The sequence below is a fragment of the Sphingomonas mollis genome, assembly GCF_016427505.1.
GTDB classification, from domain to species: Bacteria; Pseudomonadota; Alphaproteobacteria; order Sphingomonadales; family Sphingomonadaceae; genus Sphingomonas; species Sphingomonas mollis.
On sequence record NZ_JAELXS010000003.1, the window covers coordinates 66854 to 83235 of the forward strand.

At 58.4% G+C, this 16382-nt stretch carries 18 protein-coding genes; 3 read left to right on the forward strand and 15 right to left on the reverse strand.

Going from position 1 to position 16382, the window contains the following annotated elements; translation table 11 throughout:
- Positions 1–101 precede the first annotated feature (101 nt).
- Positions 102–1079 (forward strand): DUF4435 domain-containing protein, encoded by a 978-nt coding sequence (locus JAO74_RS06165; RefSeq protein WP_269845928.1) that lies wholly within the window; start codon positions 102–104, stop codon positions 1077–1079.
- Positions 1080–1168: 89 nt separating this feature from the next.
- On the opposite strand, the gene JAO74_RS06170 is transcribed toward JAO74_RS06165, so the two are convergent.
- From JAO74_RS06170 to JAO74_RS06185, 4 genes are all read right to left on the reverse strand, one after another.
- Positions 1169–2329: a tyrosine-type recombinase/integrase gene (locus JAO74_RS06170; RefSeq protein WP_199036212.1), complete on the reverse strand. Its 1161-nt coding sequence runs from the start codon at positions 2327–2329 to the stop codon at positions 1169–1171.
- A gap of 229 nt (positions 2330–2558) precedes the next feature.
- On the reverse strand, positions 2559–3002 hold the full coding sequence (locus JAO74_RS06175; RefSeq protein ID WP_199036213.1) for a hypothetical protein: 444 nt from the start codon (positions 3000–3002) through the stop codon (positions 2559–2561).
- A 216-nt stretch (positions 3003–3218) separates the two neighbouring features.
- Positions 3219–4265: a VapE domain-containing protein gene (locus JAO74_RS06180; protein ID WP_199036215.1), complete on the reverse strand. Its 1047-nt coding sequence runs from the start codon at positions 4263–4265 to the stop codon at positions 3219–3221.
- 406 nt (positions 4266–4671) lie between these two features.
- On the reverse strand, positions 4672–5019 hold the full coding sequence (locus JAO74_RS06185) for a hypothetical protein (RefSeq protein ID WP_199036217.1): 348 nt from the start codon (positions 5017–5019) through the stop codon (positions 4672–4674).
- Between the two features lie 510 nt (positions 5020–5529).
- Here JAO74_RS06185 and JAO74_RS06190 point away from each other — a divergent pair.
- Entirely contained in the window at positions 5530–6099 is a 570-nt protein-coding gene (locus JAO74_RS06190; RefSeq protein WP_199036219.1) for a hypothetical protein, read from the forward strand.
- Here the strand turns inward: JAO74_RS06190 and JAO74_RS06195 are convergent.
- The 4 genes from JAO74_RS06195 to JAO74_RS06210 form a co-directional block, all read right to left on the reverse strand.
- Entirely contained in the window at positions 6094–6504 is a 411-nt protein-coding gene (locus tag JAO74_RS06195) for a hypothetical protein (protein ID WP_199036221.1), read from the reverse strand. The genes JAO74_RS06190 and JAO74_RS06195 overlap by 6 nt on opposite strands.
- A 112-nt stretch (positions 6505–6616) precedes the next feature.
- Positions 6617–6997, reverse strand: a complete 381-nt coding sequence (locus tag JAO74_RS06200) for a hypothetical protein (protein WP_199036223.1) — start codon at positions 6995–6997, stop codon at positions 6617–6619.
- Positions 6998–7071: 74 nt separating this feature from the next.
- Positions 7072–7302: a hypothetical protein gene (locus tag JAO74_RS06205; protein WP_199036225.1), complete on the reverse strand. Its 231-nt coding sequence runs from the start codon at positions 7300–7302 to the stop codon at positions 7072–7074.
- A 98-nt stretch (positions 7303–7400) separates the two neighbouring features.
- On the reverse strand, positions 7401–7769 hold the full coding sequence (locus tag JAO74_RS06210) for a hypothetical protein (protein WP_199036227.1): 369 nt from the start codon (positions 7767–7769) through the stop codon (positions 7401–7403).
- Positions 7770–8233: 464 nt separating this feature from the next.
- On the opposite strand from JAO74_RS06210, the gene JAO74_RS06215 reads away from it, so the two are divergent.
- Positions 8234–9196, forward strand: a complete 963-nt coding sequence (locus JAO74_RS06215) for a toll/interleukin-1 receptor domain-containing protein (RefSeq protein ID WP_199036229.1) — start codon at positions 8234–8236, stop codon at positions 9194–9196.
- A 33-nt stretch (positions 9197–9229) separates the two neighbouring features.
- On the opposite strand, the gene JAO74_RS06220 is transcribed toward JAO74_RS06215, so the two are convergent.
- The 7 genes from JAO74_RS06220 to JAO74_RS06250 form a co-directional block, all read right to left on the reverse strand.
- Positions 9230–10366: a reverse transcriptase domain-containing protein gene (locus JAO74_RS06220; protein ID WP_233150735.1), complete on the reverse strand. Its 1137-nt coding sequence runs from the start codon at positions 10364–10366 to the stop codon at positions 9230–9232.
- 943 nt (positions 10367–11309) lie between these two features.
- Entirely contained in the window at positions 11310–12335 is a 1026-nt protein-coding gene (gene queA / locus JAO74_RS06225; RefSeq protein ID WP_199036231.1) for a tRNA preQ1(34) S-adenosylmethionine ribosyltransferase-isomerase QueA, read from the reverse strand.
- On the reverse strand, positions 12332–13066 hold the full coding sequence (locus tag JAO74_RS06230; RefSeq protein ID WP_199036232.1) for a peptidylprolyl isomerase: 735 nt from the start codon (positions 13064–13066) through the stop codon (positions 12332–12334). Before JAO74_RS06230 ends, queA begins: the two co-directional genes overlap by 4 nt.
- A gap of 89 nt (positions 13067–13155) precedes the next feature.
- Positions 13156–13332: a DUF4169 family protein gene (locus JAO74_RS06235; RefSeq protein WP_199036233.1), complete on the reverse strand. Its 177-nt coding sequence runs from the start codon at positions 13330–13332 to the stop codon at positions 13156–13158.
- A gap of 10 nt (positions 13333–13342) precedes the next feature.
- A complete protein-coding gene (locus JAO74_RS06240; protein WP_233150736.1) occupies positions 13343–14098 on the reverse strand; it encodes a Crp/Fnr family transcriptional regulator in 756 nt (251 codons plus the stop codon).
- 52 nt (positions 14099–14150) lie between these two features.
- Complete coding sequence (locus JAO74_RS06245; protein WP_199036236.1) at positions 14151–14333, reverse strand: YbdD/YjiX family protein; 183 nt, start codon at positions 14331–14333, stop codon at positions 14151–14153.
- Positions 14330–16372 (reverse strand): carbon starvation CstA family protein, encoded by a 2043-nt coding sequence (locus JAO74_RS06250; RefSeq protein ID WP_269845929.1) that lies wholly within the window; start codon positions 16370–16372, stop codon positions 14330–14332. The genes JAO74_RS06245 and JAO74_RS06250 overlap by 4 nt, the downstream gene beginning before the upstream one ends.
- Positions 16373–16382 lie beyond the last annotated feature (10 nt).

Consider the following 16382-nt stretch of genomic DNA (forward strand, 5'->3'; position numbering starts at 1 on the left):
GGCATCCGAAAAGACGCATACTTTAGTTGCAGTGACGCATTCGCCATTTGTATTCGAGAATGGTCTAGACATGTATGCTAGATCTTTAGAAGTTAGCTTTCATGCCCCTAAGGGTGAGGTCCCGAATAGTTTCGCCTGAGTCATTGCGATCAGGCCGCGAGTCTTACTCTGTTGCCCTATATCGCATAATAAAAGATTTCGCTAAACTTCCAGCAAAGGTTTTTCTTTTAGTCGAAGGTAAAGACGCGGACTATTACCGTCCGAGGGCTTCGATGATTTTAGCTGACCTCGATTTATCATTCAGGAACCTAAAAGGTAAGCAGAATATAAAGGAATTAATCAATGCATTACTTAATAATTTATCATTAAAAAATTTGAGATTTGCAGTATTTTATGATCGAGCTTACGAAGCTGATATTGCTGAGATAACTAGATCGTTCGCCTACGTGACAGACAGCTATTATATAGAGAACTATTACATCGGATCCGAGGCAGTTGGCTCGGCAATTGCGTCGTTACTTTATGACGATGCTGTGCATTCCGACGAGTTAGATAATATTATCTTCGGACTATCCGACAATTACTGTAAGTTACAAACAAATTTTCACTCCTGCGTTAGGCTTTTCAACGAGTGGGCTTGGGTGCAGCGGCACATGCCAAGGCCCGGAAAAATAAGTCTCGATAAATTTGACGTGGGGAAGATGCTGACTATCGACAAGATGACGTGGATCGTAACATCAAACTATAAGTTGGACGATTTAAACGCGCTTGCGCCGGAACGAAAGCCCGTAACCCCAAGCGAAATAGCCATTGCCTCTGAGTGGTTTTCGCATAAAAGTTGGACTGATTCCTTTCGAGGAAAGCAAGAGATAGACATGTTATTTTTGTATTTAACTGAAGTAATCAAATTGGCGAATGATGGGGCTTCACCATTTTCCAAAAAAACTAAAGTTGGAAAGCGTCTGTCGCGACAAGAAATAATATCTGAGCTTTCCGCTTATGCAAAATCACCCCAGTCGCTGATTGATTTTTTGCATAAATTAAAGAGTGATTGGGGCGATACGGTAATCGTAGCATAATATGTGGCTACGTTTAGTGTTTTCGGGTAGCCATTTGCGTGGCAACTAGACCTAACGACAAGTTGCGGGGCTCATTAATTTTCTGCTTTCTATTCCCAAGTTGTGCCTGTTGCTTTTGAGGCGGCATTGACCGCGTTGAGCAATACGTTAGCATCGAGATGGGCATATCGTTCGGTGGTCCGCGTCTGGGTATGCCCCAGCACCTTGGCAACCACGTATAGCGACTGTCCCGAGTTCACGAGGTTGCTCGCCGCCGAATGCCGCAGATCATGAACGCGTACATCAGGCAGGTCGGCGGCGCGCCGTGCGCTGTCCCAGCTGTTATAGAACGACTGAAATGGCTTCAGCGTCTTGGGGTTGGGGACGATGAAGTCACACTTCTCGAACCGTGGTACCTGTTCCAGCACCGCGATCGCATCGTCAGACAACGGGACATGGCGAGGCTTCCCGGTCTTGGTCGTCGGGATACGCCAAACCTTGCGATCGATGTTGATCTCGTTCCACTTGGCATCGAGCAGTTCGCGTTTGCGGCACCCCGTCAGGAGCAGCAGCGCGACGATGTAGCGCAGCATCGGGTTTGGGCTTTCCTCGACCGCCTGCTTCAATCGCTTGGTCTCGGCGGCATCCAGGAAGCGTTCGATGCGGTTGTTGGCATCTTTCTGCCGCACCCCCTCCAACGGATTGGTTTCTGCGCCGGGAATACCCCACTGCTTGGCGAGCCGCATCATGTAACCAAGGATGACCTGCCAGCGGTTAACGGTGGCCTGCTTATAACCGTCCTTAACCTTAAGGGTTAGCCACTCGACGATATCGTCCTGCTTCAGTTGATCGAGGTGGAGTTTGCCGAAACGGGGCAGGAGATGGAGGCGTAGATAGCGTTCATCGATGTCGTGGCTTTTCTTGTTGGCCTTTACGAAGGCTAGATAGCGTTTGGATAATTCTTGTACGGTAGGGATGCGACGATCGGCTTGTCGCTTCTTGACCGGGTCCTCACCGATGGAGACGCGGGCCTTGACGCGGATGGCCTCTTTCTTGGCTTCGGCAAAGGAGATATCGGCGACGTTGGCGATCTTGTACTGGCACTGGCGGTTGTACTGGTTTTTGTACCGCAAGGCATAGGTAGCTGACCCGCTGGGCTGGGCCTCCACGACGAAGCCGGTAATGGCCTCATCGAAGAACGTCTCTTTCTTCAGGCGCGTCGTGATCCGAATGGCCTGAACGGCGGCGGCGCATAAGGCGATGGTAGGCATGGAAGTATCCTTCTTTCTGAGGGGCGCATGGCACCGCCGCCCGCCGCCGATGGGCTCGGGGTCGGTCAAAGGCGGAACGGTGCCGGATGGGGCTCCTGAGGGGCAGGAGCGGCAATTGCTGGATGAGGGGCGATCTGGCCGCGACTGAGGGTGTCGCTATTAGACTGATCGTCGTGGATGGGTCGCTTTCAGGCGGACCGCAGAGAACTCTCCAAGCGGGGACCGACCGTCAATGCGGATTATCATTGGCATCGTTATCGGGATGGAGCCGGTAGCGGTGGTCTTCAGTAAGGTGCCAGCGATAACGATCAGGGTCGGCCCCGTTGTTCTCGGCAAGGACCTGGACAACGTGGGCGCGGTGCAGGCCGATGGTATGTAGCGCCCCCACAATACGGACGCCGGTGTCCCAGCCTTCCCAGATGCAGACGGTGATCAGGTTTATCGCCAGATCATGCTTGTTCGGCTTGTTGCCAAAGTCTCGTATCATCGCTCGCATCCGGCGAAAGATCACGGCGTCGTCATTCTGCCGCACAACGCCTGCCGCATTGGAAGTGGGCGACGCAGCGACATTCTTGATCGTAACGCAGATATCTATCGGCGACAGCTTGGCAGGCATCGTTCGAATCACGGGCGTGGAAGCTGGCAGTTCCATATCGGGGGCAGGGTTCGTCATGATCTATTCCTTTCAAATGGATGATGATGAGGCCGCAAAGGTCCGTTCGACGCGCGCTGAGCGGTCGAAAGCAGGCAGTCTCGGTCGAGTTTGGAGCTGGTGGGGGGAGGGGGCGGCAAAAGCCGCTAATCTGCCCGGTCGTCAGTCATTCGGTCGCAGGTCGGCGCAAAAGCTTCCGGAAAACTCCCGCCCCCTCCCCCCACCGGGAGGAGGACTTCAGTATTTGGCTTCAGGTAGAGGTTCAGCGCGCTTGATAATGTTGGCCATCGGGCGAACGTGCATCCGCCATTTGTCACGACCCTGTATCCGCTTCGGTGGCCCGAATAGCTCGCGTAGGACCGCCCCACACTCTTTGCATTGGGTGTTGGACGGGTTCGGGATACCGAGGTCCTGCAATACCTCGATAGCGGTCTTCACCTCGCCGCCGTCGTAGCCAATCATCTCGTGATCGATATACCCGTGTACCCGCTCAGCTATCGCACTGACACTGCGATGACGGATGTTATAAGCGCCAAGAGCCTTCGCCTCCGTGGGCGTCAGCCAGTGTTGTTCACCCCGCTCAAAATCGACAGCCAGCTGGGCGAACACCTGCTGCATGTCGATATCATGTTTGAACTCCAGTTCCTTGACCGCGATCGTCCACCAACGCCGATTGCCGGTCGCGTCGACCAAAAAGCGGTCGTCATTGACGGTTGCCGCGAACACCGTCTTACGCGGATATTCAGCTTCCTCACGACCGTACGGCCGACGAATCTTGTCGCAGTCGTTGGTCAGGAAGCCTTTGATCCGGGCAATGTCTTTTTTGAACGAGCTATCGAGCTCGCCAAGTTCGACGATGAAATGGGTGATGCAGCCAAGGATCGAATCCTTGTCGGCGCCGTCGAGGTGGTGGTCCAGCTTGATATAGTCCTTCCGCATGGCCGGCGGCATCAGCTTGGCAATCCAGGACGTCTTACCAATACCTTGATCGCCTTGCAGCGTCAGCACGCCGTGGATCGGAACGGGCCCGTCTTTCAGTGCCGCCGTCGTGGCGCCCAGCAACCAGCGATAGAGCAAGGTGGATTTCAATGTGTCGGGGTAATCTTCCACGGTAACGACGGTGTCGTACATCGGCTGCAGACGATCAGTGCTGTCCCACGGCTTGCTAAGCATCCAGTCCTTCACTGGATTGTATGGGTTTCGTTGTCCGATTTCGTCGACGAAAGGGAAAAGCCAACCGGTGCTCATGCCGTTGACCATGGCAGCGCTGGCGATCTGGTTCATGCTAGCGGACGAGCCATCGAGCTGACGGAGATGCAGTTTTTTCTTGATCACGTTGAATTGCGCTGTGAACCCGAGACCGTTCAACAAGTGGGTAACGTTCTCGATCGTGGGCGAGAAGTAATTGCTTCCGGGACGGGGAGGGTGGGGAAATGATTGGGCGTCTAGTCGGCCGACAGGCAGGCCGTCGTCGGCATTGTCTAGGTCATTTTTTCGGTTTGGTATTGTTATAGTTTCTCAAAGTTATGAAGGTTTCTAGCAGCGGTGAGCTTTGATCAGTCCATCTGAGGCTGTCGTCTGTTTCCAGCGTTTGCGGGATGCTGGCGGGAGTAAAACGGTGATTGAGTTGTCTAATGCCAGTCAGAGGGGCCGCCGCCGCCATTGATGTTTGGCAGCGGCGGTGGGTAGTTCATCCAATGGTGTGTGTGTCGTCAGACAGGCGATTGGCAGGATAGTTCTTCTGAAGCGCGTGGTTCGTAAAGCGGAAATCACCGTTAGAGCTCCGAACCCACAATCCTCGATCCTGAGCAAAGTCGAAATACGAAAGTGTTTCCGCTGCTCGCTTTCCAAGTGCGGGGTCGAGAAGATCGGTTAGGTCTTGCTCCATCGTGGTCCACGGACGGCCGCTGCCAACATATGCTGCAACGATGCCGATCATGTCCCTCACGGCGAACGGCTGATCATGGGTTTCTCGCGACAGGGCATAATCGACGATGGCGCGACCACGGATGAGGGCGGATTGATGGACGATATTCATTTAGCTTGTCCTTGAAGGTGGACCTGAACCAAAACGTGATGGCCAAGGGCGCTGCCGGTTGACCAACGCCGGCTCCTAATACGAGTATGATTATCTGGCTGAAAAGACGCGTGATTTTCACGTTTCGCAGGTGATGGCTTTTTTAGGGGGCGCCTTGGACGCCGGGTGAGTCAAGCGTTACGAACTTGACACCGCGATGAGCATCAATGTTGGTGCCTTACACATGGGCAAGGAATTAAAGGGGTATTATGCCGGTCTCAAATAGTGCTTCGGAACTCTCGACGATACGATTCGAATGGTTACTGATATTTCTTCAAGTCATCGAGGGTTCGAGCTATAAAGAGATCGGGGCTGTTGTTGGTGTTGATGCAACAAATATTTCGAGAAGATTAAGTAATATCGAAGATTCTTTTTTGCGCCAGTCTTTATAAAAAAGTTGTGAAAGTTGAAAATGTGAACCCGGTGTTTCTAGATATAGCAAACGCAGTTATATTAGAGTTAGTTAATCTGATGAAAGACCTAGATGCTTTGTCGGAGATTGATAATTCTGAGACAATACTAAAATTATCTGTCAGAGATTTCCAGATTTTTAATGAACTTTACCAAAGTAGAGGTCAAAAAATAGTGGCGTATAATCTCAATATAAGCCGAGCGACCATTCATCGTTCAATAAACAACATTGAGAATGCATTTAAATCTCAGAATTTGTTCGGGGTCAGAGGTTCGAATTCACTATCGGCCATCACTAGGCGTATATATGAAAGCTCATCTAAAATCGTTCGTCTGCTGGAGGGTTTCGTTCCTGTGATGAAGGTTGTCTATAATCATCCGGATTTTGAGAAATTGACGATGATTGAACTTTTACGAGCGGTAGAAATATTCTATCGTTCCCAGCTAAGAGCTTGGTCTTTAGCTAAGGAAAGACGAGCGCTTGAAAAGCGATCTAAACTTGAAAAGCAAGATAAGATAGCTGAGGCGGATTCAAATATTCATTTCTATCAAGAAAGACGTGAATTAGCCCGTATATATCTCGATGATATGTGTGCCCTATCACCAATGATGACTACCGTGCCCTCATGAGTTGCTTAGCAGGCCAGTATAGAGGCGAAGCATATGTGTTAAATTACTGGCTGAAAGATGACTGTATTCGAAAAACATAATGAGGGCGAAGCCGCTATTGCCAACCGTGACGATCATCTCGAACCATCCGTCATGCCGAACCAGCCAATCCCAGAACGGATGAAAGCCGTCGTCGCCAAAGCGGATGCCATCAATCGGCTCGGTCAGTGGCGAGAAGCCTACGTGACGAATGATATCGGCTTCGGTGTCACCCGCCTCTACGACGAGGTATTCGGTATAGTCGGTCAGGTCATAATCGGGCGTAACGAGGGTAGCTATATGATCGGTCAACAGCTTACGTAACTGAGGTTCGAGGTCGAGCGTCAGGGCATGCGCCATCGTGGCGGCATCGTAGAGGTGCATCATGGTGAGGCCTTTCGGACATGAAAAACCCGCCAAGACGGAAGTGTCTCGCGGGCTGCGGTTTCATCGGATTTGCTGCGTTTCGACGTCCAAGACGTCCTGCAGGTATGGGAGGCTAGAACGGGACTGGGGTCACCACCTGTTGATCGATCGGGTCTGAGTGTTCGGGTTGCTGGGCATGGTCGCGGAGGACCGTCATCAACCGTGGACTGATGCCATCATCGTCGGGGACAATAAGAATCACACCCGATCCGTCATCGCTGAGGATGTACGGTGCTTCATAGGCGCCGCCGTGATCGATGACCCACTCGAAGGAGTCCGTCAGCGGTAAGCCGACCGCGCGTTCGATGGCGTCAAAGGTATCGCCTGCCTCTGGAACGATAAAAGTCGCCAGCTCGATCAGGTCGCCGCGTAACAGGAGAATGCGCTTGATGGTGTCGGCTATCGGTAGGGTGAGCGTACGCGTCAGCGCCGCCGCATCGGTGATGATGAGCATGATGTTCTCCGGGCAATAAAAAAGCCCCCGGCGGGATGCCGAGGGCTGCGTGTCGTGGTGATTTGGTCGGAAAGTTATCCCGGATCAGGCGCTGGCGATGCCGCGACCTGTTCGACCTTCTTCGGCTTCTTGATGAAGAACCCGAGGACGATCAGACCGAGCAATCCGAAGCCGATGATCGGATGGGTGCTTATCAAGGTGATGAAGCCGCCAACGGCGAGCAACGATACTGTCTCCTTGGTTCGGAAGATGAGGCCTGCGATGATGAGGCCGATGATCGCAAACTTGATGACGGCCAGCGCCATCGTGAACACGATCAAGGCCAGGATGAGCTTGCCCATCGCCTAGCTGCCGCCGATCGCAGAGTGGTGCATTGGCGCCCCATCCGACTTCGCCCAGTCGATCATAGTTTCCACCGTGCTTCAGCGAACGCGCGGCAGGAGGTGCGGGCATTGAGGATATTCCGTCCGGTGGATACGCGGATGGTCTGCTCGTTGATCGGCTCGATCTCCTTACCCCGCTGCTTCGCCTCGTCATAAGCGCGTGAGGTCGCCAGCGAACGACAGGCAACCAGCAAGGCGCCGGCTTCCGGGACGAATTGATAACGGCTGTAACGCACCTCGACGGTGAAGCCGGCGGCAGTGTCCTTGACGGCGAAGTGAGCGTTCTTGTCGGCAACCTCGGTAAGAGGATGGGACACGTCGGCTGGATGGGTGCAGGCGGCGGCGGCGAGCGCTGCGCTGAGGACGAGCGTCTTCGTTTTCAGAATCATAATATTCTCCCTGTTGATGTGATGCGGACGCGACAAAGGGCGTCAGGACGCAGGTGCGCTTACGTATAACTTTGATGCGTTCATTGGACTGCCCCCTCGCGGGGCGACGTGCGGCTCAGACCTTGCGCCACCCCTATGTTCCTCTCGGGGCGACGGCCGAAGCCGGATGTTAGGAACCTGATCAGAGAGCAGGCGCATGCGCCTTTATCGGCCGAAACCGACTGGACATACGCGCATGCCACCCGGCCCCGCTTGAAGCAGTGACCGAGTTCTCTGAAAGGGGTTCCTACGCCCCACCTCCCGGCTTTCACGGGGGGGCACGGCGATCATGGAAGGCTGGCGGGCGGATCGCAATAGCCCTTTGCGGGCTATCGAGGCATGCTAGTCAGCCTTCCTATATAAGATGGCATTCGTTCCGCATATGTTCTATAATGCGTTTCTAGCAATAGCTAAGGATAGAAGCGATGTCATTGGCCACCGATCGATCCTCGCTCATTCGCATAAACAAAGAAATTGGAGATATGCGCGCGAAAGAAGCTGCGGAGGTTAAGAGGTCCGCAGAAGCGCAGAAAAAGATGTTTGCTGCTCAAGCTAGTGCCACCAAGGCAAGTTCGGCTAGCTCGCGCGCCTCATATGCGTCGGCAGCCGAACGGGAGAGCAAGAACATGATAGCTGCTCAATCTAATCAAAGTCGATACTCCGATCAGGTTGCTTCTAAATCAAAGGAGGCAGCCCGCCTTCAGGAGCGGATTGTCAACGAGGAGGAACGTGAGCGAAAGAGCACGCAGGCCGTTGATGAAAAGCGACGTCGGGACGACGCAACGCGGCAACGCGCAGATGTTGAGCGCGAAAAGAAGGCAGCGGTTGCGCGTCAGAAGGTTGACCGTGTTCTTCAGCAGCGGATTTCAGATTTGGAGGCCCAGCTTGCGGAGCAACTTAAGGCTTCGGCGGATGCGACCCCCAGCTTCAGCTTATCTCCTCCTGAAGGCGAGCAGGCGGTGTACGACGTGTTTATTTCGCATGCTTGGGAGGACAAAGCCGAATTTGTCGACGAATTTGCGCAGAAAGCGCGCGATGCAGGATTGCGTGTTTGGTACGATCGCTTTTCTCTGCGGTGGGGTGACAGTCTTCGACAGGGGATCGACGCCGGTTTGCGCGGTTCGTATTTCGGCGTTGCCGTTCTGTCTCCCAACTTTTTTGCCAAAGAATGGACTAACTATGAACTTGATGGCCTGATTGAGCGCGCATTAGACGGATCGGGACGATTGTTGCCAATATGGCACCGATTGACCAAAGATGATGTGCGCAAGTACGCGCCATCACTCGCTGGCCGATTGGCATTGAACACAAGCTTACTGTCAGCTGACGATATTGTGGCAGAACTCGTTACTCTTCGAGACAGCTACCGGGACAGTTCGGAAGCTTAATAGAGTAAAAATTAGCTGGTCGCGTTGGTAGCATCAGCTAGATGCCTTAGGCGAGGGCTTGTATTCCTTGATACGGTCAAGGCTTCGAAGCGCAAATCTATGCAGCTTTTTCGCCTGGGCCTTCATGGACTTGCTTCCAAGTTCATCAGCTGATCGCCCGACGTACGCAATGAAATTCCGCACGCCGACATGGGTCAGCTTGCCGCGCAAGTTGCGCGTGTAGATTTTATCTGCCTTGCCGTTGTCGATGCGAAGCTTGCCTTCGCGTTCAGCCTTTCGGACCGCGCGCTTGGCGCTGCGCCATTGCTTTGACATGGAGCCAGGACGTACCTTCGCGTCTACATAGCCCATGTTATAGCCGAGGTACTGGTACGTCTCGCGTTCATCACCCTCAAGGTGACAGCGATCCGTCTTGGCTGGCTGAATTTCCAGAGCCTCGTCGGCAATCGCCGCCATGACTACGGCTTCCAACTCAGCCGCCTGATCGGGATGGCAGGCGACGAGCATGTCATCGGAATACCGCTGATAAAGCGCTCCACGCTTCTCTGCCTCGGCCTTCAGCTTCTGGTCGAATTCGACCATGTAAAGGTTGGACATGCTGGCGCTGATCGGCGTGCCTTGCGGGATACCGAAGGCATTGGGGTTTTTATGAATCTTGATACCAGCGGCGTTCAGCTCTTCCAGCGTTGCAACTGGCGCACGCACTTTCCTCGTTGCCATGCGGGCAGCAAAGATAGAGTTTGCCTTTAGGTCCTCCTGCTCAACACGTCTAAACTTGGTGATAGATCGAAATACCTTAAACCAGTCACTTGGCAGGTCATCCACCTTGAGCAGCCACTTGAGCCGCCTCTTCAATTTAGCGTGATTGATGTTGTCGAAGAAACCGGATACGTCGAAGCAAAGAATCGTGACCGGATCATGCGCGCGGACGAACTCCTGCACGACAGCGGCAAAATGATAGTTGGACTTGCCTAGTGAACGGTAGGCTATCACCGTGTCCTCTAGCCTCACCTCCTTGTACCAAGTGTCTAGGCGTTCAACGAGATCAGCGGAGTATCGGGCCAAAATGCAGGCGTCGCGGTGCGAGGCGAACATGATATCTCGCTTCTTCGAAACCGTCTTGTGGTCTTTGGGCTTGTAGCGCTTCGTCTCTTTGATCCGATGGATCAATGGCGACCAAGAGTGCTGGGAAACGAACGCGGGCTCAACCGCATTTGCGAGGGCCCATTCAACACCAATTGGTGCATCAAAGTGGGGATAGCCTCGGGGGCGGAACCAAGATGGCCTCTTCATGATCGGGAATCCTAGCAGTAGCAGAGTCCGGGAGCCAGTTCTGACTCGGAACCCCAGAATTAACTAGATGCTCCCGGACGCACGCCACCATCCACAGGTAGGTTATCTCGCAATAGTCTACCTGCGCGAGTCTGAAACGCTAGGTGGTATATTATGATCGAGGAGGTCCAAGTCATGCAACTTGAAGTCTCGTATCTGCAACTCGCCGTATGGCTGGCTCGCGGCGCGGCCGTGATCCTGACAATTCTGCGGGTTGACAGTTGCAACAATCGTACCCGTCAGCCGATCCTGGGGGCCCAACTTGAATAGCGCCGTGCAGCGAAGGAGACAAGGACACCGTTAACAACGTACTAAATTTGTTCCTCACTGTGGCGCGAACGTCACGGCGGCGCAGATTACCTGAATGACAGGTCAGGCGCCAATGGCCACGTCGACTTTGCCAAACGACGTTCGTTCTCACGGCATATTTAGTTAGGGCTTGATCAACGATGCACAGGTTACGCATTCCATCTGCGGGGACCGGCCCTTTCCAAATATCAGCCAATGCCTGCCCAAAGCACCCCAAGTAGGACCCAGCCGTCTCCCAAGCTGAAGGTCCGTTTAGCAGGGCGCTGCCGCGTTCCGTTGTGGAAGTGCCTTAAAGGAGGTGGTGCCGCCTACAGGATTCGAATCTGTGACCCCCGCATTACGAATGCAAAAGGCCCTTCGGGCCATATTCCCACTTACCACCTACCGAACGTGATCCTGAAAAGCATTTGGGCCGTTCCATGCTAAAGACGCCTTCCGAAAGAACGCGCCCACCGCTCCTACCAAAGGTACTTTAAGGAAGAAGCAGCGACGCGTCCCCGTAAGAGTAAAATCGGTAATGATTTCCAACGGCATAAGCGTAGGCGTCTTTCATCCGCTCCCGCCCCATCAGCGCCGATACCAGCATGAACAGGGTCGATCGCGGCAGGTGGAAATTGGTCATCAGGCCGTCGATCGCGCGAAATCGGTATCCCGGCGTGATGAAGATTGCCGTGTCGCCCTCGAACGCCGCGATCGGGCCGCCCTCCGGCGTGGCGCTTTCCAGCAGGCGGAGCGAGGTGGTGCCGACCGCGATCACCCGGCCGCCGCGGTCGCGCACCGCGTTCAGGCGGGCAGCGGTGGCGGCGTCGATGCGGCCCCATTCGGCGTGCATCCGGTGGTCGGCGGTATCCTCCGCCTTCACCGGCAGGAACGTGCCCGCGCCGACATGCAGCGTCAGCGTCTCGTGCCCGATCCCCGCCGCCGCCAGCGCCGCCATCAGCGCCGGCGTGAAGTGCAGCGCCGCCGTCGGCGCGGCGACGGCGCCGGGATCGGCGGCGAACATCGTCTGGTAATCCTCGGCATCGCGCGCCTCGATACCGCGCTTGCCGGCGATATAGGGGGGCAGGGGCATCCGGCCCGCGCGCGCCAGCAGCAGTTCGACCGGCTCGTCACCCGCGAAGTCCAGCGCCCAGCTGCCATCCTCGCCGCGCGTCGTCGCGGTCGCGGACACGTCATGGCCGAAATCGATCGCATCGCCCTCACGCAGCCGCTTGGCGCCCTTCACGAAGGCCCGCCAGCGGCGTGGCCCCTCGCGCTTGTGCAGGGTCGCGCCGATCCGCGCCTCGCCCCGGCGGCCGTCCAGCTGCGCCGGGATCACCCGCGTATCGTTGAAGACCAGGCAGTCGCCCGGCCGCAGCGACGCCGGCAGGTCGCGCACGCCGCGATCATGCGTTCCCGCGCCGTCCAGCACCAGCATCCGCGCCGCATCGCGCGGACTGGCGGGGTGCAGCGCGATGCGGTCGGTCGGCAGGTCGAAATCGAAGAGGTCGATCTTCAACGACGGGCTGCCGACTTTCGTGCGGGCGTCGGGGCGGGGGCCTTTTTCGGCGCGGCGACGCCGGCCGGCTTGGTGGTGCCGGGCCCCGTACCCGGCAACGTCACCGGCGCACCCAGGCCGACCGGCGGCGGCGGCGGCGCGGCGACATAGGCGGGGGGACTGTCCGCCGCGATATAGGCATGGACGATCTTGCTGGGGTTCTGGGGCGGCTCGCCGCGTTCGATCGCGTCGACATATTGCATGCCGTCGATCACCCGGCCGAAGATCGTGTATTTCTTGTCGAGCGCGAGGCGCGGCTGGAAGACGATGAAGAACTGGCTGTTCGCCGAATCCTTGTCGTCCGCGCGTGCCGCCGACACCGCGCCGCGCACATGCGGCAGGTAATTGAACTCGGCCGGGATGTTCGGCATGTCCGACCCGCCGGTGCCGTCGCCCTTGGGATCGCCGCCCTGCGCCATGAAGCCGTCGATCACCCGGTGGAACGCCAGCCCGTCATAGAAGTGCTTGCGCGTCAGCGTCTTGATCTGCGCCACCGTCTTGGGCGCGACGTCGGGCCGCAGCCAGATCGTCACCCGCCCGCCGGTCGACAGGTCGAGCAGCAACAGGTTTTCCTTGTCCGTCATGGCGGGCGGGGTCGCCCGGCCGGCGACGCCCGGTTCGGCCGGCTGCTGCGCGGCGAGGGGGGAGGACAGGCAGGCGGCGAACGCGAAGAAACCGGCGAAAAAGCGCATGGAATTCCACTCTAGGGAGGTTGCCGGAGCCTTAGAACATATCCCGGCTTGCGCCAAACTGAACCTTGCACCCGGGTCGGGACAGCCCGTCAATCGTCCAGCTTCGCCCCGTCGAGCAACCGGCGCGCACGGTCCGCCTCGATCCGGGCGGCCTGCTTCTCCGCCTTGGTCCGGCCATGCGCGATCCGGTTGGCGTCGGCCGTCGCGGCGGCGGCATCGCGCGCCTTCGCCTTGCGGACGGTGCGCAGGTTGACGATCTCGGCCATGTGGGTGGTGTCAGGCGGCGGCCGGCAGCCACTCGGTCGCGATCACCGCATAGCGATCGACGAAGCCGGTGAACGCGATCAGCGCCTTCTCGTCGACGATATGCACGCGGCGGCCATTGCGGGTAACCATCCCGCGCGCCTCCATCTCGCGGAACGTGCGGTTCACATGCACCTTGGTCAGGCCCAGCGCGTCGCCCAGATCGGCCTGCGTCAACGGCAGGTCGAACGAATCGATCACGCCCCCCGCCGTCACCCGCAACCGCGCCATGATATCGAGCAGCAACGTAGCCAGCCGCTCGATCGCGTTCATCCGCCCGATCGACGTCAGCCGGTCGGCCAGCGCGACGCTCTCCGCCGCCGCGATCGCATAGAGCAGCCCGCCGATCCGGCCATGCGTCGCAAACAGCCGGCCCAGATTGGCCTTCGGCACCTCGGTCACGATGCAATCGCTCACCGCCGTCAACGCGGTCGCCGCCTGCGACCACGCGATCGACGACGTGCCGATCAGGTCGCCGGGATAATGAAAGCGCAGGATCTGCCGCGCGCCGTTCGCCAGCGTCACCGACGAATGCAGCCAGCCCTGCTGCACCACGAACAGCGAATCGATCGGCGCCGACACGCCGACCAACAGCGCACCGGCCACCAGCCGGCGTTCCTGCTGTTCCGCCTGTTCCAGCGCGCCGCGTTCCTCGGCCGTCAGGTGGGTATAATGCGACAGGCGCGCGGGAAGGGCGCTACGACGGATATTGACGGGGTTGGCGGACATCATAACGGGTCGAGCATGACACGCCGGCTCGCCGGCGGCAACGGCCCGTCATTCAGCAACATCGCCCGCCGCCCTTGCCGCCGTACCGCGCCTGTTGCCGGTCGCGGAAGAACGCCACCTGATCCATCGGTGCCGCGTCGGGATGATGTTCGGCCATATGCGCGCGGTACGCGGCATAGGACGGGACGCCGACCATCGACCGCGCCGTCTCCGCGATCAGCGCGAACAGGCTCATGCGACGGCCTCCGTCATCGGCGTCTCGGTGACCGTCGGCGTCGAGACCGCGTTCGCCGCGATGCAGGCGCGGATGCCATAGATCACGATCGCCGCCACCACGCCCAGGAACAGCGCGCACAGCCCGGCGTCGATCCGGTCGTTCATCACCACCCGCGCCATCTGGTCGAGCGATTTGGCCGGCGCCAGCACGCGCCCTTCGGCCAGCGCCGCGCCGAACTTCGACGCATGCGCCAGGAAACCGATCGCCGGATCGGGATGGAACAGCTTCTGGAACCCCGCCGTCCCCGTACACGCGACCAGCCACGCGGCCGGCAGCGTCGTCACCCACGCGTACCGCGCCCGTTTCATCCGGAACAGCACCACCGTCGCCAGCACCAGCGCCACCGCTGCCAGCATCTGGTTCGAAATGCCGAACAGCGGCCACAGCGTGTTCACCCCGCCCAGCGGATCGGTGACGCCCTGATACAGGAAGAATCCCCACGCGCCGACGCACAGGAACGTCGCGACCAGTCCCGGTCCCCACGCCTCGCCATCACGGAACCGCGGTGAGACAAGGCCCAGCAGGTCCTGCAACATGAACCGCCCGGCGCGGGTGCCGGCATCGACCGCGGTCAGGATGAACAGCGCCTCGAACAGGATCGCGAAATGATACCAGAACGCCTTCATCGCCGGCCCGCCGACGACATGGCTGAAGATTTCGGCCATCGCCACCGCCAGCGTCGGCGCACCGCCGGTGCGGCTGATGACGGTATGCTCGCCCACGTCGCGCGCGGTCTGCACCAGCGTGGCGGCATCGATCGGAAAGCCCATCGCCGTCACCGCCGCCGCCGCGCTGTCCGGCGTCACGCCGACGATCGCGGCCGGGCTGTTCATCGCGAAATACAGGCCGGGGTCGAGGATCGACGCGCCCACCAGCGCCATGATCGCCACGAAACTCTCCGCCAGCATCGCGCCATATCCGATGAACGGTGCATCGCCCTCGCTCGCGATCAGCTTGGGCGTCGTGCCGCTGGCGATCAGCGCGTGGAAACCGGATACCGCGCCGCACGCGATGGTGATGAACAGGAACGGGAACAGCGTGCCCGACCACACCGGCCCGCCGCCATGGATGAACGGCGTCAGCGCCGGCATCCGGAGCGGCGGCGCCATGATCGCGATGCCCAGCGCCAGCGCGACGATCGCGCCGATCTTCAGAAAGGTCGACAGGTAATCGCGCGGCGCCAGCAACAGCCACACCGGCAGCAACGCCGCCACCGCGCCATATCCGATCAGCGCGAAGCACAGTTGCACCGGCGTCAACGTAAAGAACGGTGCCCACGAAGACGCCGCCACCTGTCCGCCCAGCACGATCGCCGCCAGCAGACCGATGATGCCCAGCACCGATACCTCGCCGACCCGCCCCGGCCGCAGCCAGCGGGTGTAACAGCCCATCAGGATCGCCAGCGGGATCGTCATCGTCACCGTGAACAGCCCCCACGGGCTTTCCGCCAGCGCCCGCACGACGATCAGCGCCAGCACCGCCAGGATGATGACCATGATCGCAAAGGCACCGATCAGCGCGATGATGCCGGGCACCACGCCCATCTCCATCCGCACCAGCTCGCCCAGCGACCGGCCGTCGCGCCGCATCGAAATGAACAGGACGCAGAAATCCTGCACCGCGCCCGCCAGCACGACGCCCGCCAGAATCCACAGCGTCCCCGGCAGATAGCCCATCTGCGCCGCCAGCACCGGCCCGACCAGCGGCCCCGCCCCGGCGATCGCCGCGAAGTGATGGCCGAACAGTACCCGCCGATCGGTCGCGACATAATCCAGCCCGTCGGCGCGTCGCACCGCCGGCGTCGGCCGGCCTGGGTCGATCCCCAGCACCTTCGTCGCGATGAACCGGCCATAGAATCGATAGGCGATGAAATAGGTGCAGAGCGCCGCCGTGACGATCCACAGCGCGTTCACATGCTCGCCGCGCGTGGTCGCCACCACCCCCAGCGCCGTGGCCCCCAGAAGCGCCAGCGCGCCCCACCCGATCATGTCCCGCATCCTCATGGAC